This window comes from Amaricoccus macauensis (genome assembly GCF_014201905.1).
Lineage (GTDB): Bacteria > Pseudomonadota > Alphaproteobacteria > Rhodobacterales > Rhodobacteraceae > Amaricoccus > Amaricoccus macauensis.
This window is the reverse complement of sequence record NZ_JACHFM010000005.1, coordinates 180,484-206,737: the sequence shown is the minus strand read 5'-3', so window position 1 is coordinate 206,737 and position 26,254 is coordinate 180,484. Positions and strand designations below refer to the sequence as shown.

The 26,254-nt window shown below is 69.4% G+C and carries 24 protein-coding genes; 17 read left to right on the top strand and 7 right to left on the bottom strand.

Annotation, left to right across the window (positions count from 1 at the left end):
- Nucleotides 1-24: 24 nt before the first annotated feature.
- Together HNP73_RS20220 and HNP73_RS20215 are read left to right on the top strand one after the other, a co-directional pair.
- Nucleotides 25-522, top strand: a complete 498-nt coding sequence (locus tag HNP73_RS20220; protein ID WP_184154417.1) for a CreA family protein — start codon at nt 25-27, stop codon at nt 520-522.
- A 68-nt stretch (nt 523-590) separates the two neighbouring features.
- On the top strand, nt 591-1,250 hold the full coding sequence (locus HNP73_RS20215) for a thiamine diphosphokinase (RefSeq protein WP_184154415.1): 660 nt from the start codon (nt 591-593) through the stop codon (nt 1,248-1,250).
- 4 nt (nt 1,251-1,254) lie between these two features.
- Here HNP73_RS20215 and HNP73_RS20210 read toward each other — a convergent pair whose 3' ends face one another.
- Nucleotides 1,255-1,818 (bottom strand): hypothetical protein, encoded by a 564-nt coding sequence (locus tag HNP73_RS20210; RefSeq protein WP_184154412.1) that lies wholly within the window; start codon nt 1,816-1,818, stop codon nt 1,255-1,257.
- 243 nt (nt 1,819-2,061) lie between these two features.
- Between HNP73_RS20210 and rpiA the strand changes: the two genes are divergently transcribed.
- From rpiA to HNP73_RS20180, 6 genes are all read left to right on the top strand, one after another.
- Complete coding sequence (gene rpiA, locus HNP73_RS20205; RefSeq protein ID WP_184154409.1) at nt 2,062-2,829, top strand: ribose-5-phosphate isomerase RpiA; 768 nt, start codon at nt 2,062-2,064, stop codon at nt 2,827-2,829.
- Between the two features lie 9 nt (nt 2,830-2,838).
- Nucleotides 2,839-4,185, top strand: a complete 1,347-nt coding sequence (gor, locus tag HNP73_RS20200) for a glutathione-disulfide reductase (RefSeq protein ID WP_184154406.1) — start codon at nt 2,839-2,841, stop codon at nt 4,183-4,185.
- A gap of 100 nt (nt 4,186-4,285) precedes the next feature.
- Entirely contained in the window at nt 4,286-5,560 is a 1,275-nt protein-coding gene (gene hflK / locus HNP73_RS20195; protein ID WP_184154403.1) for an FtsH protease activity modulator HflK, read from the top strand.
- On the top strand, nt 5,560-6,501 hold the full coding sequence (gene hflC, locus HNP73_RS20190) for a protease modulator HflC (protein WP_184154400.1): 942 nt from the start codon (nt 5,560-5,562) through the stop codon (nt 6,499-6,501). Before hflK ends, hflC begins: the two co-directional genes overlap by 1 nt.
- A complete protein-coding gene (locus tag HNP73_RS20185; RefSeq protein ID WP_221288898.1) occupies nt 6,498-6,686 on the top strand; it encodes a DUF2065 domain-containing protein in 189 nt (62 codons plus the stop codon). Before hflC ends, HNP73_RS20185 begins: the two co-directional genes overlap by 4 nt.
- A gap of 270 nt (nt 6,687-6,956) precedes the next feature.
- On the top strand, nt 6,957-8,345 hold the full coding sequence (locus HNP73_RS20180) for a Do family serine endopeptidase (protein ID WP_184154686.1): 1,389 nt from the start codon (nt 6,957-6,959) through the stop codon (nt 8,343-8,345).
- Here the strand turns inward: HNP73_RS20180 and treY are convergent.
- Both treY and treZ read right to left on the bottom strand, forming a co-directional pair.
- A complete protein-coding gene (gene treY / locus HNP73_RS20175; protein ID WP_184154398.1) occupies nt 8,329-10,791 on the bottom strand; it encodes a malto-oligosyltrehalose synthase in 2,463 nt (820 codons plus the stop codon). The two genes, HNP73_RS20180 and treY, sit on opposite strands and share 17 nt — an antisense overlap.
- The gene (gene treZ / locus HNP73_RS20170) at nt 10,788-12,557 is read right to left on the bottom strand and encodes a malto-oligosyltrehalose trehalohydrolase (protein WP_343063379.1); all 1,770 of its coding nucleotides are present in this window, start codon (nt 12,555-12,557) and stop codon (nt 10,788-10,790) included. The genes treY and treZ overlap by 4 nt, the downstream gene beginning before the upstream one ends.
- 156 nt (nt 12,558-12,713) lie before the next feature.
- On the opposite strand from treZ, the gene HNP73_RS20165 reads away from it, so the two are divergent.
- A complete protein-coding gene (locus HNP73_RS20165) occupies nt 12,714-13,055 on the top strand; it encodes a DUF2853 family protein (RefSeq protein WP_184154392.1) in 342 nt (113 codons plus the stop codon).
- A gap of 66 nt (nt 13,056-13,121) precedes the next feature.
- Here the strand turns inward: HNP73_RS20165 and HNP73_RS20160 are convergent, their stop codons facing one another.
- The 3 genes from HNP73_RS20160 to HNP73_RS20150 form a co-directional block, all read right to left on the bottom strand.
- A complete protein-coding gene (locus HNP73_RS20160) occupies nt 13,122-13,817 on the bottom strand; it encodes an orotate phosphoribosyltransferase (protein ID WP_184154389.1) in 696 nt (231 codons plus the stop codon).
- 86 nt (nt 13,818-13,903) lie between these two features.
- Nucleotides 13,904-14,614 carry a glutathione S-transferase family protein gene (locus HNP73_RS20155; protein ID WP_184154386.1) on the bottom strand — a complete coding sequence of 237 codons (711 nt, stop codon included), beginning with the start codon at nt 14,612-14,614 and terminating at the stop codon, nt 13,904-13,906.
- Nucleotides 14,615-14,670: 56 nt separating this feature from the next.
- Nucleotides 14,671-15,675: an alpha/beta hydrolase gene (locus HNP73_RS20150; protein ID WP_184154384.1), complete on the bottom strand. Its 1,005-nt coding sequence runs from the start codon at nt 15,673-15,675 to the stop codon at nt 14,671-14,673.
- A gap of 206 nt (nt 15,676-15,881) precedes the next feature.
- On the opposite strand from HNP73_RS20150, the gene metZ reads away from it, so the two are divergent.
- From metZ to HNP73_RS20115, 7 genes are all read left to right on the top strand, one after another.
- The gene (gene metZ / locus HNP73_RS20145; RefSeq protein ID WP_184154381.1) at nt 15,882-17,069 is read left to right on the top strand and encodes an O-succinylhomoserine sulfhydrylase; all 1,188 of its coding nucleotides are present in this window, start codon (nt 15,882-15,884) and stop codon (nt 17,067-17,069) included.
- Nucleotides 17,070-17,229: 160 nt separating this feature from the next.
- On the top strand, nt 17,230-18,345 hold the full coding sequence (folE2, locus tag HNP73_RS20140; RefSeq protein ID WP_184154378.1) for a GTP cyclohydrolase FolE2: 1,116 nt from the start codon (nt 17,230-17,232) through the stop codon (nt 18,343-18,345).
- 138 nt (nt 18,346-18,483) lie between these two features.
- Nucleotides 18,484-18,705 carry a twin-arginine translocase TatA/TatE family subunit gene (locus HNP73_RS20135; RefSeq protein WP_184154375.1) on the top strand — a complete coding sequence of 74 codons (222 nt, stop codon included), beginning with the start codon at nt 18,484-18,486 and terminating at the stop codon, nt 18,703-18,705.
- A gap of 4 nt (nt 18,706-18,709) precedes the next feature.
- On the top strand, nt 18,710-19,192 hold the full coding sequence (tatB, locus tag HNP73_RS20130) for a Sec-independent protein translocase protein TatB (RefSeq protein ID WP_184154372.1): 483 nt from the start codon (nt 18,710-18,712) through the stop codon (nt 19,190-19,192).
- A complete protein-coding gene (gene tatC / locus HNP73_RS20125; RefSeq protein WP_184154369.1) occupies nt 19,189-20,040 on the top strand; it encodes a twin-arginine translocase subunit TatC in 852 nt (283 codons plus the stop codon). The genes tatB and tatC overlap by 4 nt, the downstream gene beginning before the upstream one ends.
- 47 nt (nt 20,041-20,087) lie before the next feature.
- On the top strand, nt 20,088-20,894 hold the full coding sequence (locus HNP73_RS20120; RefSeq protein ID WP_184154684.1) for an ATP-binding protein: 807 nt from the start codon (nt 20,088-20,090) through the stop codon (nt 20,892-20,894).
- 135 nt (nt 20,895-21,029) lie between these two features.
- Nucleotides 21,030-22,670 carry a Y-family DNA polymerase gene (locus tag HNP73_RS20115; RefSeq protein ID WP_184154366.1) on the top strand — a complete coding sequence of 547 codons (1,641 nt, stop codon included), beginning with the start codon at nt 21,030-21,032 and terminating at the stop codon, nt 22,668-22,670.
- Nucleotides 22,671-22,874: 204 nt separating this feature from the next.
- Here the strand turns inward: HNP73_RS20115 and HNP73_RS20110 are convergent, their stop codons facing one another.
- A complete protein-coding gene (locus tag HNP73_RS20110; protein ID WP_184154363.1) occupies nt 22,875-23,057 on the bottom strand; it encodes a hypothetical protein in 183 nt (60 codons plus the stop codon).
- Between the two features lie 320 nt (nt 23,058-23,377).
- Here HNP73_RS20110 and HNP73_RS20105 point away from each other — a divergent pair, with 320 nt between their 5' ends.
- Complete coding sequence (locus HNP73_RS20105) at nt 23,378-26,182, top strand: error-prone DNA polymerase (RefSeq protein WP_184154360.1); 2,805 nt, start codon at nt 23,378-23,380, stop codon at nt 26,180-26,182.
- Nucleotides 26,183-26,254 lie beyond the last annotated feature (72 nt).

Genomic DNA, 26,254 nt, shown 5'->3' with positions numbered 1-26,254 from the left:
CGGGCGGCAGGGGGAGATCAGGACATGACAGCAGCAAGGACGGTCGCGGCGCTCGCGCTGATGGCGGGGGTGGTCGCGTCCGGGGCGGCCAGGGCCGAGGAGATCGGCGAGGTCACGACGGCGATCCGGATCCTCGGGGCGAACCACAAGATCGTCGTCGAGGCGTTCGACGATCCGAAGGTCGAGGGCGTCGCCTGCTTCATCAGCCGGGCACGGACCGGCGGCATCAAAGGCAGTCTCGGGCTCGCGGAGGACACCTCCGACGCGGCGGTGAGCTGCCAGCAGATCGGGCCGGTGAAGTTTCGCGATACGCTCAAGGACGGCGAGGAGGTCTACTCCGCCCGGGCCAGCATCCTCTTCAAGCACATCCAGGTGGTGCGGTTCTATGACGAGAAGCGCAGCACGCTGGTCTACCTGACCTACTCTGACAAGCTGGTCGAGGGATCGCCGAAGAACAGCATCTCGGCCGTGGCGATCCACGACATGACGCCGGTCTCGCCGCCGGCCGCGCCGGCGCAGTGAGCGGCGGAGCGCCCCGCAGCGCGCATCATCGGGCCTCCGGCCCGGCGCATCAGCGGGCCTTCGGCCCGGTGCTGTATCGGGCCACCGGCCCGGTGACGCTGGTCGGCGGCGCGCCGGTTTCGGCAGAGCGTCTTGCGGACGCGCTGGCGCTGGCGCCCGAGGCGATCGCGGCGGATGGCGGTGGCGACGTGGCGTTGCCCGGGGGCGCGCGGTTTCGGGCGGTGATCGGCGACATGGACTCGCTCCGTGACGCGGAGGCGCTGCGCGGAGCCGGCGTGGCGGTCCAGCCGATCCCCGAGCAGGACACGACCGACTTCGAGAAATGCCTCTACTCCGTCGAGGCACCGCTGTTTCTCGGGGTGGGCTTTCTCGGCGGGCGGCTCGACCACACGCTGGCGGCGCTGACGGCGCTGACCCGCGTACCCGCGGGGCGGGTGGTGCTGATCGGCGACGAGGATCTGGCGTTTCTCTGTCCGCGGGAGTGGGAGTTGCCGCTGGCGGCCGGGACGCGGGTCTCGCTCTGGCCGCTCGGGCCGGTCGAGGGCCGTTCCACCGGGCTGCGCTGGCCGATCGGTGGCCTGCGGTTCCGGCCGGACGAGCGCACCGGAACGTCCAACGAGGCGACCGGCGGACCGGTGCGCCTCGACTTTGACTCAGGGCCGATGGTCGTCATCCTGCCGGCCGGGCTGCTGGGGACGGTGGTGGCCAGCCTCGGCGCGGCGGGGTGACGTCTCAGCCCTCGGGGGTGATCGTCACCGCCACGGCCTCGGTCAGCGACACGAGCACCCGCGAGCCCGGACCACGCCGTTCCGCGAAGCTGCGCAGTTCCGGCGGCACCACGGCCTGCCGCGTCAACCCGCTGGGGGCGCGGAACGTGGCGACGCCGCTGTTGCGGTCGTAGTTGACCACGGTGACCACGAGCGAGGTGTTGGACGCGGCCATGCCGCCCGGCTTGTCGCCGTCGGCCGCGCGCCCGGCGATCGCCGTCTTCTGGACCTCGCCGGTGTCGGCGGGATCGGCCATGCTGACCGTCGTCGCCTGAAAGAAGTCCATCCGCACCGTGTCGCCGGCCTTGAGCTGCGGCAGGTTGCGGACCTCGGGACCGGCGGCCACGTCCATGGTCGAGCCGTCGGCGCCCTTCAGGACCACCTGGCGGGTGGCCTGATCCACGGAGACGACGGTGGCCTCGGTGGTCGTCAGCGTCGAGGAAGTGCTGGTGCGCGGCGGGCTCAGTTCCGCGCATCCGAGCAGCGCGAGTGCAAGCACGCCCATGGCGAGCGCGGGTCTGACTTTCATCTTCGGTCCCCTGTTGACCCCTTGTGGTCCAAAGGGCGTCTCAGTTAGCGAAGTTCCGTCGCGGTTGTCGAGCGGGACGGCAGGACGTTGGGACGGGCAGGGCGGGACGGGCAGACGGCCGAAAGGCGACGAATGTCCCCGTCCAGCGGGTTTCAATTCGGCTTTCAGCGTCCCGACAATCCGCCTATAACGCCCCGGCCCCGCATTCCCGGCCACAGGCCCTGCCTGCAACGGAGGAATCCCATGTCGCTTTCGCCCGCCGATCAGGCCAAATCTGCCGCGAGCGCCCGCGCCCTCACTCTGGTCGAAGACGGCATGACGCTCGGGCTCGGCACCGGCTCGACCGCCGGCTGGTTCGTGCGGCTGCTCTCGGAGCGGATCAAGCGCGAGCGCATCCGCGTCACCGGGGTCGCCACGTCGAGCGCCACAGTGTGGCTCGCCGAGGAACTGGGCGTGCCGCTTTGCAAGCTCGAGGACGTCGAACGCATCGACCTCACGGTGGACGGCGCCGACGAATTCGACGCCAACCTCAATCTCATCAAGGGCGGCGGCGCGGCGCTCCTGCAGGAGAAGATCGTCGCTGCGGCCAGCGGCCGGATGGTGGTGATCGCCGACGACAGCAAGCGCGTCGCGCGCCTCGGGGCGTTTCCGCTGCCGGTGGAGATCGTCCGCTTCGGCTGGACATCGACGCGGCGCGCGGTGCAGGAACTCCTGAACGGCATGGACGTCGAGGGTCGCGAGATCTCGATCCGCACCGGCTCCGCCGGGCCGCTCGTCACCGACGAGGGGCACTTCATCCTCGACCTGCATCTCGGCCAGATCAACGACGCACCGCGCCTCGCTTCGGCCCTCAACGCCATTCCGGGCGTGGTGGAGAGCGGGCTCTTCATCGACATGGCGTCGATGGTCATCATCGGCAAGACGGACGGCAAGACCGAGGTGATCGAGCGCGTCGTGGCGCCTGGCACGTCGGTCGATCAGGCCGAACTTATGCGCAACCAGGACTCCTGAGGCATCGCAATGGCCTTCGATTTCGACCTCTTCGTCATCGGCGGCGGCTCCGGTGGGGTCCGCGCCGCGCGTGTTGCGGCCGAGGCCGGCGCCCGGGTGGCGCTCGCCGAGGAGTACCGCATGGGCGGGACCTGCGTGATCAGGGGCTGCGTGCCAAAGAAGCTCTTCGTCTACGCCTCGGCTTTTGCCGATGCCTTCGAGGACGCGCGCGGTTTCGGCTGGACGATCGAGGGCGCGCGATTCGATTGGGAGCGTTTCCGCGCCGCGCGCGACGCCGAGGTCGCCCGCCTCGAGGCCGCCTATCGCGACCGGTTGCTGAAGGCCGGCGTCACGCTTCATGACAGCCGCGCCGTCCTCGTGGATGCCCATCGCATCCGGCTGGCGGACGGGCGGGACGTAACGGCGAGCCATATCCTCATCGCGACGGGCGGCCGCCCCGTGCTGCCCGACGTGCCGGGCGCGGAACTCGGGATTACCTCGAACGAGGTTTTCGAGCTCACCACGCAGCCGCGGTCGGTGGCGATCGTCGGCGGCGGTTACATCGCGAGCGAGTTCGCGGGGATCCTGAACGGCCTCGGCACCCGCGTGATCCAGATCTACCGCGGGCCGCAGATCCTGCGCGGCTTCGACGACGAGGTGCGCGCCCATGTCGCGGACGCGATGCGCGCGCGCGGCGTGGCGCTCGAGCTCGGCCGTGACATCGAGCGGATCGAGGCCGCGGGCGACGAGAAGCGGGTCGTGCTCACCAACGGCGAGAGCCATCTGGTCGATCAGGTGCTCTTCGCCACGGGCCGCGCGCCGAACACCGCGGGCCTCGGGCTCGAAGCGGCGGGCGTGCAGCTTGGGAAGAAGGGTGAAGTCAGGGTCGGCGACTGGTCGCAATCGAGCACCCCCTCGATCTATGCGGTCGGCGACGTGACCGACCGTATCGCGCTCACACCCGTGGCGATCCGCGAGGGGCAGGCATTCGCCCGCACGGTCTTCGCCGCCGAGGCGACCCGCGTCGACCATGACCTGGTGGCGACCGCGGTCTTCACCCAGCCCGAGATCGGCACCGTCGGCCTGACCGAGGCCCAGGCGCGCGAGCGTGGCCCGGTGGAGATCGCCCGCACCAGCTTCCGGCCGATGCTGAACGTACTGGCGCATCGGGACGAGCGGATGCTGATGAAGCTGGTGCTCGAGGCCGGCAGCCAGCGGGTGCTCGGGGTCCACATCGTCGGGCATGGCGCCGGCGAAATGATCCAGCTTGCCGCCGTGGCGGTGGGCATGGGGGCGACAAAGGCCGATTTCGACCGCACTGTCGCGGTCCATCCGACCGCGGCGGAGGAACTCGTCACCCTCCCCGCGCCGGTGTAAGTCGGATCGGCGCGCGCCGACTGCTCGCAAAGGGTTGAATTCGCGCGCTCCGGTCGTCACATGCCTTCGGCCGGGGGAAATCAGAGGAGTCTCGAGGCGGATGCCCAACAACAATAACGGCGGTCCTTGGGGCGGCGGTGGTGGCAGCGGCGGTGGCAGCGGTGGCGGCGACGACAAGCGGGGCGGCGGCCGCGACCCCTGGGGTGGCGGTGGCGGCGATCGCGGCAATGATCGCGGTGGAAACGATCGCGGCGGCAACCGCGGGCAACCGCCGGTGCCAGACCTCGACGAGATCGTCCGGAAAGGTCAGGAGCAGCTGAAGATCCTCATGGGCGGTCGCTCTGGCGGCGGTCGCTCCGGCGGACCTGGCGGCCGTTCCGGGGGCCCCGGTGTCGGCAAGCGCGGCCTGCTCATCGGCGCGGTCGGTCTCGTCGCCATCTGGCTTGCCATGTCGGTCTACACGGTCCGGCCGGAAGAGCAGTCGGTGGAACTCACCTTCGGCGAGTGCCGTGGCGACTGCGTCGGGCAGCCGGGTCTGAACTTCGCGCCGTGGCCGATCGTTACCCACGAGATCGTCCAGGTGACCCGCGAGAACACCGAGGACATCGGCTCGGGCACGGTTCGCGGCACTGCGGCAGGCCTGATGCTGACCGGTGACGAGAACATCGTCGACATCACCTTCCAGGTCGTCTGGAACGTGCGCGACCCGAAGGAATTCCTCTTCAACCTGGCCGAGCCGGAAGCGACCATCCAGGCTGTGGCGGAATCGGCGATGCGGGAGGTTGTTTCGCGCTCGCAACTCGCGCCGATCCTGAACCGCGACCGTGGCATCATCAGCCAGGAAGTGAAGGATCTGATCCAGCAGACGCTCGACTCCTACGGCTCCGGCGTGAACCTCGTCCGGGTGAACTTCGACAAGGCCGACCCGCCGCAGGAGGTGATCGATTCCTTCCGCGAGGTGCAGGCCGCCCGGCAGGAGCGCTCGACCCTGCAGAACCGTGCGGACGCCTATGCCAACCAGACGCTTGCCGCCGCGCGCGGTAACGCGGCGCAGAAGCTGCAGGAAGCCGAAGGCTACCGCGCCCAGGTGGTGAACGCAGCCAGCGGTGAGGCCGCCCGCTTCAAGTCGGTGCAGGAGGAATACGTGAAGGCCCCGGACGTGACGCGCGAACGGCTCTATCTCGAGACCATGCAGGGCGTGCTCGGCGACGTGAAGCTGTTCCTTCTCGACACCCCCGGCGGCAGCGCGAACGGCGTCCTGCCCTACCTGCCGCTCGACACCCTGCGGCCCGCCCCGGCTGCGCCTCTCGCGGCGCCTTCGGTCGCGCCTTCGTCCGCCGCCACCTCGTCGGCTCCGGTCGGAGGGACCAACTGATGCGCATCCCCATTCTGATCGGCGTCATCGTCGCGATCGGCTTTCTCGTCCTGAACTCGGTCTTCACCGTGGACGAGCGGCAGAAGGCCATGGTGCTGCAGTTCGGCCAGGTGCGCGACATCCGCGAGCAACCAGGCCTCGCCTTCAAGCTGCCGTTCATCCAGAACGTCGTCTACTACGACAGCCGCATCCAGGGCCTCGACACCAACGCCCTCGAGGTGACGCCGCTCGATGACCGGCGCCTGATCGTCGATGCCTTCGCCCGCTGGCGCATCTCCGACGTGGCGCAGTTCCGCCGCGCGGTGGGCGCCGGGGGAATGCAGGCGGCGTCCCAGCGGCTCGAGGCGATCCTGAACGCGAACGTCCGCGAGGCGCTCGGCGCGGTGCGCTCCGAGGCAGTGCTTTCGGCCGACCGTGTCGGGCTGATGAACCGCATCCGCGACAAGGCGATCGAGGAAGCGCGTGACCTTGGCATCGAGATCATCGACGTGCGCCTGAAGCGTGCCGACCTGCCGGAGCAGAACCTCAAGGCGACCTTCGACCGGATGCAGGCCGAGCGTCAGCGCGAGGCGGCGGACGAGCGGGCACGCGGCCAGGAAGCGGCACAGCGGCTGCGGGCGCAGGCGGACCGGACGGCGCTCGAGACCGTCTCCGAGGCCGACCGCGACGCCCAGGTGATCCGGGGCGAGGCGGATGCGGAGCGCAACCGCGTGCTGGCCGAGAGCTATGGCGTGGATCCGGAGTTCTTCGCCTTCCTCCGCTCGATGGACGCTTACAAGGCGGCGATGACCGGCGCGAACTCGACACTTCTCATCGAGCCGGACAGCGCCTTCTTCAGCTATCTGCATTCGCCGCACCAGCGGCGGCTGCAAGACGTCATGTCGCCCGCCGCTGCTCCGGCGCCGTCCGCCGACCCGGCGGCCCCGGCTCCGGCAGAATGATCCGCCACCTGCTCCTCGGCGTGGGCCTCGTGGCCATCGTCGAGGGGTTGGTGCTGGCACTGGCGCCCGGCCGGGTCGAGGAGGCGCTCGCCTTCCTCGCCCGGCTGAGTTCCGAGCAACGGCGGATGATCGGACTGCTCGCGGTCACCGTGGGCATCGTTCTTGCGGCGGCCATGCGACCGTGAAATTCTTGCATGCGGAATTTCTGCGTGCGCTGCCGACCGGGCCGCGCACGCAGGCGTGACTTGCCGTCGGCGGTGACGGCAGGCGAGGCTATTCGGATCCCGGCGGCCGACCGTGGATCCCCGACGTGAGGAGGCGCCGAGGTGGCAATCCGGACCGAGTTTTTCCCCCGTATCGCGCTCAGCGGTGCCCTCGTCGCTGCTGTCGCGCTCGCGGCGGCGGCCCATGCCCAGGACGCGCAGGCTCCGACTCCGCCGGCCGAGGATCCGCAGATGCAGGGCGAGGCGCCGCTCAGCGTCGATCCCGGCCCGCGGTTCGTTCCCGAGAGCTTTGCGGGGCTTTCCGACCGGCTGAGCCCGGCGGTGGTGAACATCACCACGACGACGACGATCGCCGAGGCGGACGACAGCCTTCGGCCGATGATCCCGCCGGGTTCGCCCTTCGAAGACTTCTTCAGGGATTTCGGCGACCCCCGGCGCCAGCAGCAGCGCTCGAACGCGCTCGGCTCCGGTTTCATCGTCTCGCCGGACGGCTTCATCGTGACGAACAACCACGTGATCGACAGCGCCGACGAGATCTCGATCGAGCTCTTCCACGGTGATGATCTTGAGGCGCGGGTCATCGGCCGAGACGCACGCACCGACATTGCGCTGCTCAAGGTCGACAGCGACCAGCCGCTGCCCTTTGTCGAATTCGGCGACAGCGACGCGGCGCACGTCGGCGACTGGGTGCTGGCGATCGGCAACCCGCTCGGTCAGGGCTTCTCGGTCTCCGCTGGCATCGTTTCGGCGCGGAACCGCATGCTGCAGGGCAGCTACGACGACTTCATCCAGACCGACGCGGCGATCAACCGCGGCAACTCCGGTGGGCCGCTCTTTGACATGAACGGCAAGGTCATCGGGGTGAACACCGCGATCCTGAGCCCGAACGGTGGCTCGATCGGCATCGGCTTCGCCATGTCGTCGGCCGTGGTCTCGCGCGTTGTCGATCAACTCCGGGACTTCGGTGAGACCCGGCGCGGCTGGCTGGGCGTGCGGATCCAGAACGTCGACGAGGATATGGCCGAAGCGATGGGCCTGCCGGCGGCGAGGGGAGCGGTGGTCACCGATGTTCCCGAGGGGCCGGCACTTGCGGGCGGGATCAAGTCGGGCGACGTGATCCTGAAGTTTGGCGATGCCGATGTGGAGGACACCCGCCAGCTCGTGCGCACTGTCGCCGATACCGAGATCGGCAAGACGGTGGACGTCGTCGTGTTCCGCGGTGGCAAGGAAGAAACGCTGAAGGTCGAGGTCGGGCTTCTGGAAGACGCCACAGCCGCCGCGACGCCTGACAACGCGAAGCCCGATGCTGCCGCGCCGGCGGATCAGGCGATCCTCGGCATGACGGTTGCCGTGCTCGACGACCAGTTGCGCCGGCAGTTCAGTCTGCCGGGTGATGTTACCGGCCTGATCGTCACCGGAGTCGAGGACAGCGCGGATGCGTTCACCAAGGGGGTGCGCGAGGGCGACATCATCGCCGAGGTCGGACAGGAGCCGGTCGCGTCACCCAAGGAGATGCAGGCGCGGATCGACGCGGCGGAGCAGGCGGGGCGCAACTCGATCCTGTTGCTTGTCCGTCGCGACGGACAGCCGCGCTTTGTTGCGATCAACCTGACGAACTGACGAAGACCGCCACCGGCAGGATGTCGAAGCCGTGGCCGGCGGCGGGATCGGCGATTTCCGCCTCGGTCAGCACCTCGCGCCACCGCCCTTCGGGCAGCGGCAGAAGTCCGCGCTGCGCCGGGCCGTGGCGCAGCGACGCTGCCACCAGAAGCCGCGCGTCCGCCGCCTCGCGGACGAACCCGACGAGGGGCGCGGGCAGGTCGAGCGGGCGATAGTCGCCTGCCGCGAAGAGCTCCGGATGATCGCGCCGCAGGCGCAGGACACGCGCAGTGAGCGCGAGTTTCGACATCGGGTCGGTCCAGTTGGGGAAGGCCGCCGGGCCGGGCGGCAGCGCCGCCAGCATCGCCGCGCGGCCGGCGAAATCCACCGGGCGGCGGTTGTCGGGATCGACGAGGCTCTGTTCCCAGCAGTCCGCGCCCTGATAGGTGTCGGGCACCCCCGGCAGGGTCAGGCGCAGCGCCGTCTGGATCAGTGCGTTGGCCGCGCCATCCGCCGCAATCTCCGCCTCGAAGGTGCGGAACGACGCGAGAAAGCCGTTTCCGGGGCTCGGGTCGAGGGCGCGGTCCAGGAAGGCCGCGAGGCGCGCCTCGTAGTCGGGATCACCGTTCACCCAGGTCGTGTTGACCGCCGCTTCCCGCACGGATTTCAGCATCGCGGCACGCACCCGCTGTGTGAATGCCTCCCAGCCATCGCGCCGGACCCCGGGACGCCATTCCATCGGCCACGCCCCGAGCAGGAGCTGGTAGAAGAAGTACGCATCGTTCGGGTCGATCGGCGCCTCCGGGTCGGCGAGGCAGCGGTGCCATGCGGGCACTCGCGCGGCCCACGCAGCCGCGTGCCGGGGCAGTGCCGCGATCCGGGCGCGGGCATCCTCGCCGCGCTTGGTGTCGTGGGTCGAGGTGGTGAGCATGCTGCCGGGCGCCCGGGCGGCGTTGGCGGCGTGGAAGGCCGCGACATCGGTCGAGAAGCGGCCGGGCTCGCTTCCGACCTCGTTCAGCGCAAGGAGACGGGCGTAGCGGTAGAGCGCGGTGTCTTCGAGCCCCTTGGCCATCACTGGCCCGGTCAGTTGTTGCGCCCGGGCGGCGGCCTCGCGGACCTCGGCTTCCGCGCCGGGAAACGTGTCGAGGTCGAGACCGAGCGCGGCTTCCACGAGATTGAAGGCGTCGGGTTCGAGCCATGCCGCCGCCCGTCGGGCTTCGCCGACCGCCCGTGTCAGCCGCTCGCGGTCGCTGGCGGAGAGGCCGTTCGCGTCGGCGTAGGTGCGATAGACGTCGAGGGCCACGATCACCTCGACGAGCGCCACCTTCACGCTGTCGGCGCCGACGTCGCGGAACCGCAGGCTTGCCGCGGCGAGCGCCGCCAGCCGCCCGGAGAGCGCGCTGAATTCCGAGGCGAACAGCCGCTCCAGCATCTCGCGCTTGGCGTGCCGCACGATCTCCACCGGGTCCGTCCGGCCGGCGAAGGCGGCGTAAGCCTCGGTCATGGCGTCGTTCCCGGCGGGATCGGCGAGCAGGCCGACAAGAAGGTTCGTCACCTCGTAGCCGGTGGTGCCGTCCACGTCCCAGTCGGCGGGCAGCGTCTCGCCTTGCCCGAGGATCTTCTCCACGAGCAGCCAGAACGGCCGGCTGGTGCCTCGCCTCAGGCGGTGCAAGTAGGTCTTCGGGTCGCGCAGGCCGTCGATGTGGTCGATCCGCAGCCCGTCAGCCACACCCTCGTCGACGAGCCGGAGCGCGAGTGCCTGCGTCGCCTCGAACACTGCCTCGTCCTCGACCCGCACGCCGGCGAGATCGCTGATCGCGAAGAAGCGGCGGTAGTTGAGGCCGTCGCGTTCGAGACTGAACTTCGCCGGGCGCCAGTGCTGCCGGGCGATGAGCGCGTCGAGCGCAGCACCGCGAAATGTCCCGACGCCCGCCTCACGGATCGCGGCGGTGTCCTCCGACCGGACCGGCAGCTTGTGCGTATCATGTGCCCAGACCGCGAAGCCGTCGCCATCCGCCCGGAGGTCGAGGGCGCCCGAGGTGAGCGCCGCGCCGTAGCCTTCGCCGAGCACGGGCAGGATGACCCGGCCGCCGCACGCCTGCCAGTCGATGTCAAACCAGCGCGCGAACCGGCTCTCCGGCCCGTTCGCCAGCACGTCGAGCCAGTAGTGGTTGGCGGCGCCGCCGATGCCCATGTGGTTCGGCACGATGTCGAGCACGATGCCGAGCCCTTCGGTGCGGAAGGCGGCGACCATGGCGCGGAAACCCGCCTCGCCGCCAAGTTCGGGACTCAGCACCGCCGGATCGGTCACGTCGTAGCCGTGCGTGCTGCCCGGCCGGGCGGCGAAGACCGGGGCGAGGTAGACATGGCTGACGCCGAGGGCGCTGAGGTAGGGCGCGAGTGCCGCGGCGTCGGCGAAGCCGAAGTCCGGCCCGAACTGCAGGCGATAGGTGGCGCGCGGCGTCATGCGGTCTCCAGTGTCACGGTGACGGCAAGGGGGGCGATCTCCGCGCCGCCCTGCCAGATCACGCGACCGGGCGGTGGTGCGGGATCGTCGCCTTCGGGTACCAGACGCGCCCGGAGCCTCAGGATCGCGCCGTCGAGCGGCCAGTCGACCGCGATGCGACCGTCGGCGGCCTCGATCACCCGGCCGCCCTCGCGCGCGCCTTCGAGATGCGGCACCAGTTCGCGGGCGCGGATCGCGAGGAGGCCGCGGATGAAACGGAGCCATGCCTGTCCGTCGGCGGCCTCCCGGGCGGCCCAGTCGAGGCGGGAGGCCGCGAAGGACGCAGGGTCATTCGGATCGGGGATGTGTGCCCGCGCGTGTTCGCCCTTGAAGGCGGCGAAGGCCGCGAATTCCCGGCGCCGGCCCTCGCGCACCGCATCCGCCAGATCGCCTGTGAAGTCGGTGAAAAATACGAACGGCCGCCGCTCACCCCACTCGTCGCCCATGAAGAGCAGCGGCACGTGCGGCGAGAGCAGGAGGATCGCGAGGAGCGCCCTGTAGAGCGGCGCGGGTGCCAGCGTGGTCAGCCGCTCGCCAAACGCCCGGTTGCCGATCTGGTCGTGGTTCTGGAGGAAATCGACGAAGGCGAGCGGCGGCATGTGCCCGCTTGGTTCGCCGCGCGCCGCCCCGCCCGCATGGCGCGACGGCTCCCCCTGAAAGGCGAAGCCCTCGGCGAGCGCGCGGGCGTATTTCTCCCAGCGGTGTTCGGCGAAGTCGGTGTAGTAGCCTTCGGTCTCGCCGGTGGCGATGACGTGGGCGACGTTGTGCAGGTCATCGTTCCATTCGGCCGTGTGCAGGCCAGCCGAGCCGTCGGGCCCGCGCGCGTGCAGCCGGGTGATGTTGCGGTTGTCCTCGGTCATCAGGTGGACGTGGTGTCCGGGGAACGCCGCGCGGACTTCGCGGGCGATCGCAATCAGGATCTCCTCCTCGGAGCCGTCGTCGCGGATGTGGTCCACGGCGTCGAAGCGCAGGCCGTCGAAGCGGTAGTCGCGGAGCCACATGAGGGCGTTGTCGATGAAGAACCGACGGACTTCGGGGCGCTCGTAGGCGATGGCGGTGCCCCATGGGGTGTGGCGCTCGGGGTGGAAGAATGCCGGCGCCAGACGTGGCAGCGGATTTCCCACTGGCCCGAAGTGGTTGTAGACCACATCGAGGAAGACCATGAGGCCGAGCCCGTGCGCGGCATCGACCAGCGCCCGGAGGTCGTCCGGGGTGCCGTAGGCCGCGTGGGGCGCGTAGAGCTGCACCCCGTCGTAACCCCAGCCGCGGGCGCCCGCGAAGCTTGCCACCGGCATCAGCTCGATCGCGGTGATGCCGGCTTCCGCCAGCGCCGGGAGCCGCCCGATCGCCGCCCGGAAGGTGCCGCCGTCGGTGAAGGTGCCGACGTGGAGCTCCGAGATCACCGTTTCGGCCCACGGCCGGCCGCGCCAGTTCGGAGTCTGCCAGCGGAAGGCGGCCGGGTCGTCCACCAACGCCGCACCACCGGGACCGTCCGGGAGCGCGCGCGCCGCGGGATCGTCGATCGGGCCGTCGTCGAGCTGGAAGCGGTATCGCGCGCCCGCCGCGACGGGGAGGAACGCCTCGAACCAGCCGCCGCCCGTCGCCTGCATCGGGCGTCGCACGCCGTCCGCCTCGACCGTGACCCGGGGCGCTGTCGGCGCCCAGAGCCTGAAGCTGGTGCCGCCTGGAACCGGCTCCGCGCCCCAGTCGGACCTCCTCCCGGTCACGGAGCCCGTGTCGGCCATACCATCCCCGCGGTTACGTTTTCGTACGAAGGTGCAACGTCATGGGCATTGGAGCGTTCCACGCATCGGGTTTCCAAGCGTCGGGTGCCGTCGTATCCTCCCGGCGACGCGGAACGGCGCGCAAGAGGGAGAGAAAGCATGAGCAAGCGGGACGATCTGATTGCGGCGTATGCCGCCGATCTGCGGGAGAAATGCAAGGTCGAGCCGGATATGGCGCTCCTGACCAAGGTGGCGATCGGCCTCGGGCCGGCGATCTACAACAACGACTCCTCGACCGTCGCCGGCAGCGAGGCCTCGGAACTCGAAACGATCCGCAAGAACTTCCTGATGAAGAAGCTCGGACTGCCGGACGGCCCGGAGCTCATGTCCGGTATCGACGCGGCGATCGAGACCTATGGCCGGTCGAACCGCAGCAAGTACCGCGCGGTGATCTACTATCTGCTGGCCAAGCACTTCGGCCGGGAGTCGGTCTACGCCTGACCGCCCACCCGCTCGCCGATGCGGCCACGGGCCGGATCGGCGATGGATCCCGAAGCGGCGGGCGCCTCAGCTCACGACTTCGGTGATGCCGCCGTGTGCGCCGGACCAGGCAAGCGGTTCGGCGAGGAAAGAGCCCACCTCGGCCAGCGTGCCCGTGTCGAAATGACCTCCGGCGCGCGCCTCGGCAAGCACGTCGCGCCAGGTGGCGAGGTAGTGCAGCTTCAGCCCCTGCTCGAGAAGCGCGGGCTCGGTCTGCGGGAAGATCGCGTAGAAGAAGAGCACGAAGGTGTGCCCCACCTCGGCCCCCGCGCCGCGCAGCGCCTCGGCGAAGCGGAGTTTCGAGCCGCCGTCGGTGGTGAGATCCTCGACGAGCAGCACCCGCGCGCCTTCTGCGAGATCGCCCTCGATCTGGGCGTTCCGCCCGAAACCCTTGGGCTTCTTGCGGACGTAGAGCATCGGCAGGCCCATGCGCTCGGCGATCCACGCGGCGAACGGGATGCCGGCGGTCTCGCCGCCCGCCACCGCGTCGAAGCGCGCGAAACCGGCGTCGCGCAGGATCTTCGCCACGGCGAAATCCATCAGCGCCGAGCGGACCAGCGGGAACGAGATGAGCTTGCGGCAATCGATGTAGACCGGCGAGGCGAGCCCGGAGGTGAGCTTGTAGGGCTCGTCACGCCGGAAGTTCACCGCCTTTACCTCGAGCAGCATCCGTGCCGTCAGGCGGGCCATCTCTGCATCAGTGGGAAAGCCGCCCAGGGACATCGGAACTCCTCTCGCTCACAGGGGGCGCGGGCCGATTGGCCCGCGATTCCCGAGCCATTAGCACGCACCCCGGGCGGGGGCGAGCCTCAGGACCGCGCGCCCTGCCCGAACAGCACCTTCTGGGCGTTCTTGTCGTGGGGGAGGTTGCTCCGCGCCTCCTTGCCCAGCTCCACGGCCGCCTGCACCGCCGGTCGCGCCGCGATCCGGTCGAGCCATGCGGACACGTTCGGGAACTGGGTGATGTCCTGTTCCTGGTTCTCCCAGCTGCGGACCCACGGCCAGATGGCGATGTCGGCGATGGAGTAGTCGCCCGCCACGTACTCTCGCCCGGCGAGGCGTCTGTCGAGCACGCCATAGAGACGGCTGACCTCGTTGCGGTAGCGGTCCTGCGCATAGGGCAGCACCTGCGGCGGGTCCATCGCCGGGGCATAGCGCAGGAAGTGGTTCGCCTGCCCGGCCATCGGGCCGACGCCGCCCATCTGCCACATCAACCACTCCTCGACCTCGACGCGGGCCCGTTCGTCGCTGGGGTAGAACTTGCCGGTCTTGCGCCCGAGGTATTGCAGGATCGCGCCCGACTCGAAGACCGGGATCGGCTTGCCGCCGGGGCCGTCGGGATCGACGATCGCCGGGATCCGGTTGTTCGGCGAAATCTTCAGGAAGTGCGGCTGGAACTGGTCGCCCTTGCCGATGTCGATCAGATGCAAGTCGAAGGGCAGCCCCATCTCGAGCAGGGCGATGGCGGCCTTGAAGCCGTTCGGAGTCGGCCAGAAGTAGAGCTCTATCGGTTTGGACATCATTGGATTTCCGGACGCTGTGTACGAGTGGCAACATGGCGCACTCGCTGGCGCGATCAAGCGTGCCCGAGACCGGCCCCGAAGCCGGTGCCGAGCCGGTCGGCCGCACCGGACCGGCCGCGTCGGGGCAGGAGGCGGCTCCAGCGCGGTTCCTGAACCATGAGGCAGCGCACCCGGCGCAGGTCCGCCACGTCCCAGCCGGGCGCTCGTCGCAGGATCGCGCCGTAGACGGCGAACGCGCCGGGGCGTGTGTAGAAGCTCCAGTGGCAGACCCGCGCCTCGGGCTGCGACAGGGCGATGCCCTGACCGTTGATCCACTCGGTCACCGCCGGGTGATCGAGCTGAAGGTCGAACCAGCTCGGAGGCGCCCCTGTCAAGCCCGACCCGAGGGCGCGACCAGCGCCGGCGGGGCGCGGCGCGAAGCACTCGAAGGCGAGATCGTAGGCGTCGTTGGCCCGCGTGGTGACGTTGTAGATTTGCGGCTCCCGGGCGCCGCGCACGCCTGCGAGGCTGCGCATCGCCTCCGCCTCGTACTCCGCCGCGCCGAGCAGGATCACCCGCCCGGGCGCCTCGTCGAGATGCGGGAGTGCGGCGAGCGCCACCCGAGCGCCGAGCGAGTGCGCCAGCATGTCGACCGGCCGCCCGGGCGCGAGCTCCTGCACCAGTCTGATGAGCTCGGCGAGTTGCACCGCCCAGTTCGCCGCTGCGACATAAACGCGCGCAAAGCCGTTCCGTCCGGTGCCGAGCAGGCTGAGGAACAGCGGCGCGTCGGCGGGCCAGCCGAAGCCGATCGCAACCCCGGTCTCGCCGTCGTCGTCGGCGAAGCCGAGCCCGGCGGGCCAGCTGCGCACCCGGGTGCCCTCCCCGCGCGGCGTGGGGGCGAAGACCGACAGCTCGGGATCAAGGCCGCGGCGGTCGGGGTGAAACTTGTAACCATGCACCAGCACCGCCACGGGTCCTGACCCGCCGGCGAGGCGCCGGGCGAGGCGCTCGCGCAGCGACACGCCGGGTTCGGAGGCCATGAGCCCCGCCACCGTCGCGCGCACTCCGAGATACGCCATGGCCGCCTCCTTCACGCAGAGGTCTAGCCGTCGAGCGTCAAAGCGCCGTGACGAAATCGTAACGTCGCTGTGGCGTGGCAGTCGCATCACGGGTCGCTGAGGATGACCGGATGGATTCGTTGACCCGGGCAGGGATAGGAGCTACTGCGGCGCCCTTGCCGGCGCGCGGCGGGCGCGCACCGGCCAATCTCTCTGAGGATCGGACGATGAGCGAGGACTGGAGCCTGAGGACGCGGTCGGTGCATGAAGGCACCCGGCGGAGCCACTACGGCGAGATGTCCGAGGCGATCTTCCTCACTCAGGGCTTCGTCTACCCGGACGCCGAGACCGCGGAGCGCCGTTTCATCTCCTCGGGGCCGGACGAATTCGTCTATGCTCGCTACGGCAACCCGACGGTTCGCATGTTCGAGGACCGGATGGCGTCGATCGAGGGGGCGGAGGCCGCCTTCGCCACGGCGTCGGGGATGGCTGCGGTGCATGCCGCGCTCTTCTGCCAGCTGGCCGCGGGGGACCATGTGGTCGCGTCGCGCGCGCTCTTTGGCTCCTGCCTCTACATCGTCGAGACGCTGCTGCCGCGCTTCGGCGTCGAGGTGGACCTCGTCGACGGCACCGATCTCGCGGCGTGGGAAGCGGCGCTTCGGCCGGATACCAAGCTCGTCTTCCTCGAATCGATCTCCAACCCGACGCTCGAGATCATCGACATCGCCGCGGTCGCGCGCCTCGCCCACGCGGTCGGCGCGCAGGTCGTCGTGGACAACGTCTTCGCGACCCCGGTCTTCCAGCGCAGCATCGAGCTTGGCGCCGATGTGGTGATCTACTCCGCCACCAAGCACGTGGACGGTCAGGGCCGCTGCCTTGGCGGTATTGTCCTCGGCCGGCGTGATTTCGTCCGCGGGCCGTTCGAGACCTTTGTGAAGCATACCGGCGGGGCCATGAGTCCGTTCAATGCCTGGGTGATGCTGAAGGGCCTCGAGACGCTCGACCTGCGCTGCCGGGCGCAGGCCGCCACCGCCGACGACATCGCGCGTGCCGTCGAGGGCCACCCGGCTCTCGAGCGCACCGTCTACCCGGGCCTTGCGAGTCATCCGCAGGCGGAACTCTCGGCCCGCCAGATGGAGACCGGCGGCACCATGCTGGCGCTGGAGCTGAAGGGCGGCAAGGCGGGGGCGTTCCGCTTCATCGATGCGCTGAAGATCGTGCTCATATCCAACAATCTGGGTGATTCGCGCAGCATCGTGACGCATCCGGCGACCACGACGCACCAACGGCTCTCAGCCGATCAGCGCGCCGCTCTTGGTATCGGCGACGGGCTCATCCGCCTGTCCGTTGGTCTTGAAGATTCGCGTGATCTTAGAGCCGATATCCTTGGAGCGCTGGAGAGTGCTCTCAAGTAAGATAAACCTTCTCCTATGATCGCGATTGCATTCTGCCGCAGATTCCATTTCTGGTTGACGGACTGAGCTTTGACTCTGGAGGATGGGCCTGCGACCTTTGAATTTGGTTCGCGCACACCATCTGATCTTCGGAGCCCATGGTGATGAGCGAGGGACGGAAATGAACATGCACACGCCTGCGCCGGACGCCGGAGAGCCTTTCGACCTTGAAGCGCGCCCGAGCCTGGCCGACGCCGAGCGTGCTGCGCGGACGTTGCTGCGCTGGGCGGGCAGTGGTGCTGCGGATCTGGCTGATCCGGCCGTTGCGGCAGTGCTCGCCCGCGCGGCCGAGGCGTCCTACCCCATGCTGTCGCGAACCTATCCCGCCGATTTCACCACCGATCCGGCCTATATTGCCACGTTGCCCGACCTGCAGAACGGACCGGACAGCCTCATCAAGGGGGCCAAGACCGGCATCCAGCACGTGGGGATCTCCAACTTCCGGCTGCCGATTCGCTTCCACACCAGATCGGGCGGCGACGTGCAGCTCGAGACGTCGGTGACCGGCTCGGTCAGCCTCGAGGCCGACAAGAAGGGCATCAACATGAGCCGCATCATGCGGTCCTTCTACCGGCATGCCGAGACGCAGTTCTCGTTCGAGGTGGTGGACGCTGTCCTCGACAGCTATCTTCGTGATCTCGACAGCTACGATGCGCGGATCATGCTGCGCTTCAGCTACCCGATGCTGAAGCGGTCGCTGCGCAGCGGACTCGAGGGCTATCAGTACTACAACATCGCGCTCGAGATGGCGAAGACCGCCACCTCGCGGCAGAAGATCATCCACCTCGACTATGTGTATTCGTCGACCTGCCCGTGCTCGCTCGAACTTTCCGAGCACGCGCGCCGTACCCGTGGCCAGATCGCCACGCCGCACTCGCAGCGCTCGGTTGCCCGCGTCTCGGTGGAGGTGACGGGGGACGAGGTGCTCTGGTTCGAGGATCTGGTCGGTCTCTGCAACGACGCGATCCCGACCGAGACGCAGGTCATGGTGAAGCGCGAGGACGAGCAGGCGTTCGCCGAGCTCAACGGCTCGAACGCGATCTTCGTCGAGGACGCGGTGCGCCTGCTCTGCGAGAGCCTCGGGCGCGACGCGCGGATCGGTGATTTCCGCGTGGTGGCCAGCCACCAGGAATCGCTGCACAGCCACGATGCGGTGTCCGTTCTCACCATGGGCGAGACGTTCCGGCAGAAGAGCTTCGACCCCCGGCTGTTCGATTCGCTCTACCACGTCGGCTGACCGCGCCGCGAGGCGCGGCTCTTCACAGTTGATTTGACGCGCGCCAGCGGTTTGGGGTTTGATCCTGACCGTCCGACGCCATATGTAACGCAACATGCAGGGCGTGCCGGAGGCTGCCCTGCGGTTAGGAGACACGACATGCTGAACAATATCGGACCGGGTGGTCTGCTTCTCGTAGCGGTCGTCGTGCTGGTCCTCTTCGGCCGCGGCAAGGTCGCGGGCCTGATGGGCGAGGTCGGCAAGGGCATCACCAGCTTCAAGCGCGGCCTGAGCGAGGGCAAGGCGGAGATCGAAAGCACCCAGCAGGCGGCCGCGGCGGAACACGCTCGCGACATCACGCCCGAGAAAGAAAAAGTCTGACTGAATGTTTGACATCGGTTGGGGCGAACTCTTCCTGATCGGTGTCGTTGCGCTCGTCGTGGTCGGGCCGAAGGATCTTCCGGCCCTGTTCCGGACGATTGGCAACTTCACCGGCAAGGCAAGAGGCATGGCGCGCGAATTCCAGCGGTCGCTGGAACAAGCTGCGAACGAGTCCGGCATGAGCGAGGTCACGAAAAGCCTGCGCTCCATCGACGATACGCTGAACTCCGCGACCGAGTCGGCGCGCAAGTTCGCGACGCAGCCCGTGCGCAGCGTGATCCTGCCGAAGGACGGCGAGGCGGTGGCCAAACCGCACACTCCCGCGACCGGAGCCACTCCGGCCGCCCCCCCAACCGAGCCCGCCGCACAGTCCGTGCCAGCGCAGTCCGCGCCGATGCCGGAGGCCGTCCGTGCCCCCCTGGCCGGGGCCGACGCGGCTGACGCATCGACCGCCGCGGCCGACGAGAGCCGAGCCGCGCGCGGATGAAAGACGACGACAAGGACATCGACGACTCCACTGCGCCGCTGATGGAGCATCTGGTCGAGCTGCGGAAGCGGCTCATCACCTGCCTCATCGCCTTCTGCGTGGCGATGGTCGCGGCATTTACCGTCGCCGGCCCGATCTTCAACTTTCTCGCCGCGCCGCTCACGCGCCTGCTGATCGAGCACGGCCAGAAGCCCGAACTCATCTACACCGGCCTGCAGCAGGGGTTCTTCACCCAGATCCGCATCTCGGTGTTCGGCGGGTTCGTCCTGTCCTTCCCGGTCATCAGCTATCAGCTCTGGCGGTTCGTCGCGCCCGGTCTCTACAAGCAGGAGAAGCGGGCGTTCCTGCCGTTTCTCATCGCCTCGCCGGTGCTCTTCATGCTCGGCTGCGCCTTCGCGTTCTACGGCCTCTTGCCGCTGGTCTACGACTTCTTCCTCGGCTTCCAGCAGTTCGGCGCCGGTCCGATCGAGGGCCAGGACGTCACGATCCAGTTCCTCGGCACGATCAACGAGTATCTTGCCCTCACCATGAAGTTCATGGTGGCCTTCGGCCTCTGCTTCCAGCTGCCGGTGGCGCTGACGCTGATGGGCATCGCCGGCATCGTCAGCGCGAAGGGGCTCGCGTCCTTCCGCCGCTATGCCCTCGTCGGCCTGCTCGTCGTCGCCGCCTTCGTGACGCCGGGGCCGGACGTCATGTCGCAGCTCATCCTCTTTGCCGCGATCTATCCGCTCTACGAGGTCTCGATCGTTCTCGTGCGGTTCTTCGAGCGCAAGCGTGAGGCGGAACTTCGGGCGCAGGGTCTCTGGGTCGACGATCCCGACACCACCGACACGCCTGACAACGCGTGAGCGCCGTGAAGAAGTCCCTGCGACGCATCGCCGATGCGCTCGAGCGCATGAGCCCGGCCCCGGCGGACGTTCCCGATCTCGACGCCGCCGATGCCTTCGTTTGGGCCACCGGGCCGGACCGGCTCGATCCGGTGGCGCGGGTCTCTCGCGTCGATATCGCCCTGCTGGTCGGCGTTGACCGCTCGCGTGACACGCTGCTCGCCAACACCCGCCAGTTCGCCCGGGGGCATCCGGCGAACAACGTGCTGCTCTGGGGCGCCCGCGGCATGGGCAAGTCGAGCCTCGTCAAGGCGGCGCACGCGGAAGCCCTGCGCGAGGCGCCGGGGCTGAAGCTCATCGAGCTTCACCGCGAGGATTTGCCCTCGATCGGCCGTCTGCTCACGGTCTTGCGGGGGTCGGACCTGCGTTTCATCCTGTTCTGCGACGACCTTTCGTTCGACAAGGATGACAGCCACTACAAGAGCCTGAAGGCGGTGCTCGACGGCGGCATCGAGGGGCGGCCCGAGAACGTCGTGCTCTATGCGACCTCGAACCGCCGGCATCTCATGCCGCAGGACATGATCGACAACGAGCGGCAGCGCGGCGTGAACCCCACCGAGGCGGTGGAGGAGAAGGTCTCGCTCTCCGATCGCTTCGGTCTCTGGCTCGGGTTCCATGCCTGCAATCAGGACAACTTCCTCGCGATGATTCGCGGCTACTGCGACGCCTACGGCATCGCGATCTCCGACGAGGAGCTGCGCGCCGAGGCGATCGAGTGGAGCCAGACCCGCGGCGGCCGTTCCGGCCGCGTCGCCTGGCAGTACGTCACCGACCTCGCCGGCCGCCGCGGTGTCGCGCTGACGGCCGGGCGCTGATGATGGCCGGCGCTGATGGCGGGACGCTGATGGCGGGGCAGGCGGTGCGCGGTTAACCATCCCGGGCGCCGGACTCGACTCCGGCGACGGAGGGGTTAGGATGAGAACGTAAAGAGAACGTTCGAGACCTTCCCCATGCTGCGCCGCCGAATCCTCTCACTCTGGTTCCCACGCCTCGCGGCGGATCGCGCGGTGCGCGTGGAGCCACAGCTTGCCGGTCTGCCGCTCGCGGTGATCGCCGACCGGCGCGGCGCCCTCGTCGTCGCGAGCCTGAGCGCGGAGGCGGAAGGGGTGGGGCTTCGCCCGGGGATGGCGCTCGGCGATGCCCGCGCCATCCGGCCGGATCTCGCGACCCGGCCCGATGATCCGCCAGCGGTCGCGGGCTTTCTCGTGTCGCTGCGCCGTTGGGCCGGTCGCTTTACGCCCTGGGCGGCGGTGGAGGGCGATGGCCTCGTCCTCGACATCACCGGCTGCGCGCATCTCTTCGGCGACGAGGCTGGCCTCGTCGCCGAGGTGGAGGCGGGTGCGGCACGGCTCGGTCTCACGGTGCGGCTCGGACTCGCCGACACGCTCGGCGCGGCCTGGGCGCTCGCGCGCTATGCCGGCGCGGGAAACGAGCTCGCCTTTGCCGGCGACGCCATCGATCAGGAGGCGCGCGCCACCCGCTCGCGCGCGCAGAAACGGCGGTGGGAGCGCGGGGGCCCTCCGGTCACCTCTCCGGTGGCGTCGGCGGCGCGGATCGCGCCGCCGGGTGAGACGATCACGCATATCGGGCCGTTGCCGGTCGCGGCCCTCAGGCTCGATCCGGGCGCGGTGGCGGCGCTGCAGGGCCTCGGGCTGCGGCGCATCACCGATGTGGCGGCCCAGCCGCGGGCCGCGCTGGCGCGCCGGGTCGGGCCGGAGGCGGGCCGGCGCCTCGACCAGGCCCTCGGTCGCGCCGCCGAGCCGGTCACACCGGCGCCGCCGGCCGCGGTCTTCGCGTTGCGCCTCGGCTTCCCCGAGCCGATCGGTCGGGTCGAGGATGTGCTGGCCGGGATCGACCGGCTGCTGCCGCCGCTCTGCGAGCGCCTGACGAACGCGGGACGCGGCCTGCGCCGGCTCCGTCTCAACCTGCTGCGAAGCGATGGCGGCGTGGTGCAACGCGAGATCGGCCTCGCCCGCCCCACGGTCGAACCGGCGGCGATCCGGGCGATTCTCGCGCTGTCGCTCGGCGAGATCGACGCGGGCTTCGGTCTCGACGGCCTGCGTCTCGAAGCCCTCGTGACCGAACCGGTGGCCTCCGTCGCGTCCCGGCCGCTGCCAGCGATGCGGGCCGGGGACCTTCCGGCAGCGGCTGATCCCGACATTGCCGATCTCATCGGCCGGCTCGGCGCCCGTCTCGGGCTCGACGCCCTGCTGCGGCTCTGTCCGGCGGACAGCCATGTCCCGGAAAAGGCGACGACCGAAATGCCTGCGGCCTTCATGTCACCGGGCTCCGGCTGGCCCCCGTCGGGCCGGACGCGGCCGCCGCTGCTGTTTCCGCCCGAGCCGATCACTCCGACCGATGACGGCACACCGCCCGGCCGGTTCATCTGGCGCCGCCGGCCGCGCCAGCGTGCTGCGGCATGGGGACCGGAACGCCTTGCGCCGGAATGGTGGCTGGACGATCCCGCCTGGCGGTCAGGTCCGCGCGATTACTGGCGGGTGGAAACGGAAGAAGGCGTGCGCCTCTGGCTCTATGCTGCCCTTGGCGGTGAAGCCACGGCAGGCTGGTTCGCGCAAGGCGTGTTCGCATGACGTGCCCGGTGCCGGGCTTGCATCTGTGGTTCCGCGCGACTTCGGGAAACGTCGAAGCCGCGGGAAGGCCGGGTTTCGACCCCGGTGAAACCGGCCTTGCCGGTGACGCGCGGCGCGGGCCTGCGATTGCTGCCCGCGAGCGGCTGACGCGCCGCTTTTGCGAGCACTGCCGGGACCGGAAGTGCCGGCGAGGGATCGCCGGGCTCAGCTCTCGTTCGGGCCGCGGAGCACCCGGATCGCCTCGCGCACCTGCCGCCACTGTTCGGCGGTGTCGCGATCACCCTTGGCGGCATAATCCTTGGCCCGCTGCGCGGCTTCGTACTCGGCTCTGTCGCCGTGGGCCGAATAGAGTTGCCGGGCATAATCGTCGATCTGACCGATGCTCATGGGTTTCCTCCTGGTTGTTGTTTGCAACCAAGATAGCACGTGGCTGGACAAGGGACAGCTTCCAGAGCCGGTTTTCAGCCACCCAACCGTCCGGGCAGAACACCGATGCCGATGGCGGGATCGCTCACGGCACGCGCGGCCAGAGCAATGCCTTCTCCCGCCGGCGGTTTCGGCTGGTGATCGCGCTGCCGGTCATATCGCGGCCAGTGCTGCCGGCCATGCTGTCGGTCCCGGTCATGCTGTCGGTCCCGGGCATGTTGCGGACCGGGGCGTGGACTGCGGCGCTGCAGGCCGCGGCGTGACTGTGGGATGCCGTAGCAATGGCCTTCGCCGAGCTCTCCATTACCTCGAACTTCACCTTCCTGACCGGCGGAAGTCACCCGCAGGAGTTCGCCCACAAGGCGATCGCCCTCGGTCTGCCGGCGTTTGCCATCGCAGATCGCAACTCGGTCGCCGGTATCGTGCGAGCCTATCAGGAGCTGAAAGACGCCGCCCGTGGCGGGGCGGAGGTGCCACGCCTGCTGCCAGCGGCGCGGCTCGTGGTGACCGAGGATCTCGAGATCACTGCCCTGCCACGGAACCGGACGGGCTGGGCGCGGCTTTGCCGCCTGCTCACCACAGGCAACCTGCGGGCGAAGAAGGGAAGTTGCCGGCTCGAAGTCGCGGATCTGACCGGCCTCGCGGATCTCGCGCTGCTGCTTCACGCGCCCACGGATGCCCGGAAGATGTGGGGCGTCGCCGCGCGGGCGTTCGTCGAAGCCAACCGCCATGCGCACCTGCTCACGAGTCCGCGCTATGACGGCGAGGACGCCCGGCGCCTGGCCCGGGCCGCCGGGCTCGCCACAAGGCTCGGGCTGCCGCTCGTCGCCTCGGCCGAGCCCGTCCTGCACGCGGCCAGCCGTCGGCGACTCGCGGACGTGCTCACCTGCATCCGCGAGGGTCGGCGCATCGACCGGATCGGCCGGGCGGCGCTCGCCAATGCCGAGCGGCGGCTGCGAAGCGAGGCGGAGATGCTGCGGCTCTTCGCCGACCATTCGGACGCGGTGCACCGGGCGGGAGAGATCGCCGCCGACTGCCGCTTCGACCTCGGAACCCTGCGATACGAGTATCCGAAGGAGATCTGGGAGGGCGAGGATCCGCAGGAGCGGCTGGAGCGGCTGACTGCGCGCGGACTGAAATGGCGCTATCCCGGCGTCGTGCCGGAGACGGTGCAGGCCCAGGTGCGCCACGAACTCGCGCTCATCGCCCAGCTCGGCTATGCGCCGTATTTTCTCACGGTGAGCGACGTGGTGGAGTTCGCCCGCTCGCGCGACATCCTCTGTCAGGGGCGGGGCTCGGCGGCGAATTCGGTGGTCTGCTACGCGCTTGGCATCACCTCGGTCTCGCCCGAGATCGGCACCATGGTGTTCGAGCGCTTCGTCTCCGCCGCGCGCGACGAGCCGCCCGACATCGACGTCGATTTCGAGCACGAACGCCGCGAGGAGGTGATCCAGTACATCTACAACCGCTTCGGCCGCGAGCGGGCCGGGCTCTGCGCCACGGTGATCCACTATCGCGGCAAGCGCGCGGTGCGGGAGGTCGGCACCGCCATGGGCCTGTCGCGCGACACGGTGGCGGCGCTTTCCTCGCAAATCTGGGGCTGGGGGTCCTCGTCGCTGCCGACCGAGCGGCTGACCGAGCTCGGGCTCGACCCGAAGGACCGGCGCCTCGCCCTCACCATGGAACTCGTCGACGAGATCATCGGCTTCCCCCGCCATCTGTCGCAGCACGTGGGCGGCTTCGTGATGACCGAGGGGCGGCTCGACGAGCTGGTGCCGATCGAGAACGCGGCGATGGAGGACCGCACCGTCATCGCCTGGGACAAGGACGACATCGACACCCTCGGCATCCTCAAGGTCGACATCCTCGCCCTCGGGATGCTCACCTGCCTGCGCAAGAGCTTCGATCTTCTCGCCGAACTGACCGGCGTCCGTTACACCCTCGCGACGCTGCCTTCGGAGGATCCGGCGGTCTACGACATGCTCTGCCGCGCCGATTCGCTCGGGGTCTTTCAGGTGGAGAGCCGGGCGCAGATGAACTTTCTGCCCCGGATGCAGCCGCGGACCTTCTATGATCTGGTGATCGAGGTGGCGATCGTGCGGCCCGGGCCGATCCAGGGCGACATGGTGCACCCCTACCTGCGTCGGCGCCGGGGCGAGGAGATGGTGGAATTCCCCTCGGACGCCCTCGGCGAGGTGCTGCGCAAGACCCTCGGCGTGCCGCTCTTCCAGGAGCAGGCGATGCAGATCGCGATACGCGGCGCCGGCTTCTCGCCCGAGGAGGCCGACCGGCTGCGCCGCGCGCTCGCCACCTTCAAGAAGACCGGCACCATCCATACTTTCCGCGAGCGTTTCCTCTCGGGCATGGCGGCGAACGGCTACCCCGCGGAGTTCGCCGAGCGGTGCTTCAGCCAGATCGAGGGGTTCGGCTCGTACGGCTTCCCGGAGAGCCACGCGGCGAGCTTCGCGCTCATCGTCTACGCCTCGGCCTGGATGAAGTGCCATCATCCGGCGGTCTTCGCCTGCGCGCTCCTGAACGCGCAGCCGATGGGTTTCTACGCTCCGGCGCAGATCGTGCGGGACGTGCGGGCGCACGGGGTGGAGGTGCGGCCCGTCTGCGTGAACGCGAGCTACTGGGACAATGTGCTGGAGCCCGACGCGCGCGGCGGCTTTGCGCTCCGGCTCGGGTTCCGGCAGGTGAAGGGGATGCCGCAGGAGGAAGCGGACTGGATCGCCGGAGCGCGCGGCAACGGCTACACCGATGTCGCGGCCCTCTGGCGCCGGGCCGGCACGCCGCCGAAGATCCTGACGGTGCTGGCCGAAGCTGATGCCTTCGCCAGCCTCGGGCTCGATCGGCGCGCGGCGCTCTGGCAGGTGCGGGCGATCCGGGGCGACGCGCCGCTGCCGCTTTTTGCCGGGCTCGAGGCGGAGGACGACGCCGTGCCCGCGACCCTGCCGGCGATGACCCTTGGCGAGGAGCTGGTGGCGGATTATCAGGCGATGCGGTTGAGTCTCCGGGCGCATCCCATGGCGCTGATCCGGGCCGATCTCGACGCGCTCTGTGACGCGGAGGCCCGGCGACATTGAGACAAGCCGCGCACGCCCCGGCGACATCGAGCGGCGGCAAGCATGCAACGGCCATCACAAGCCGGTATCCTG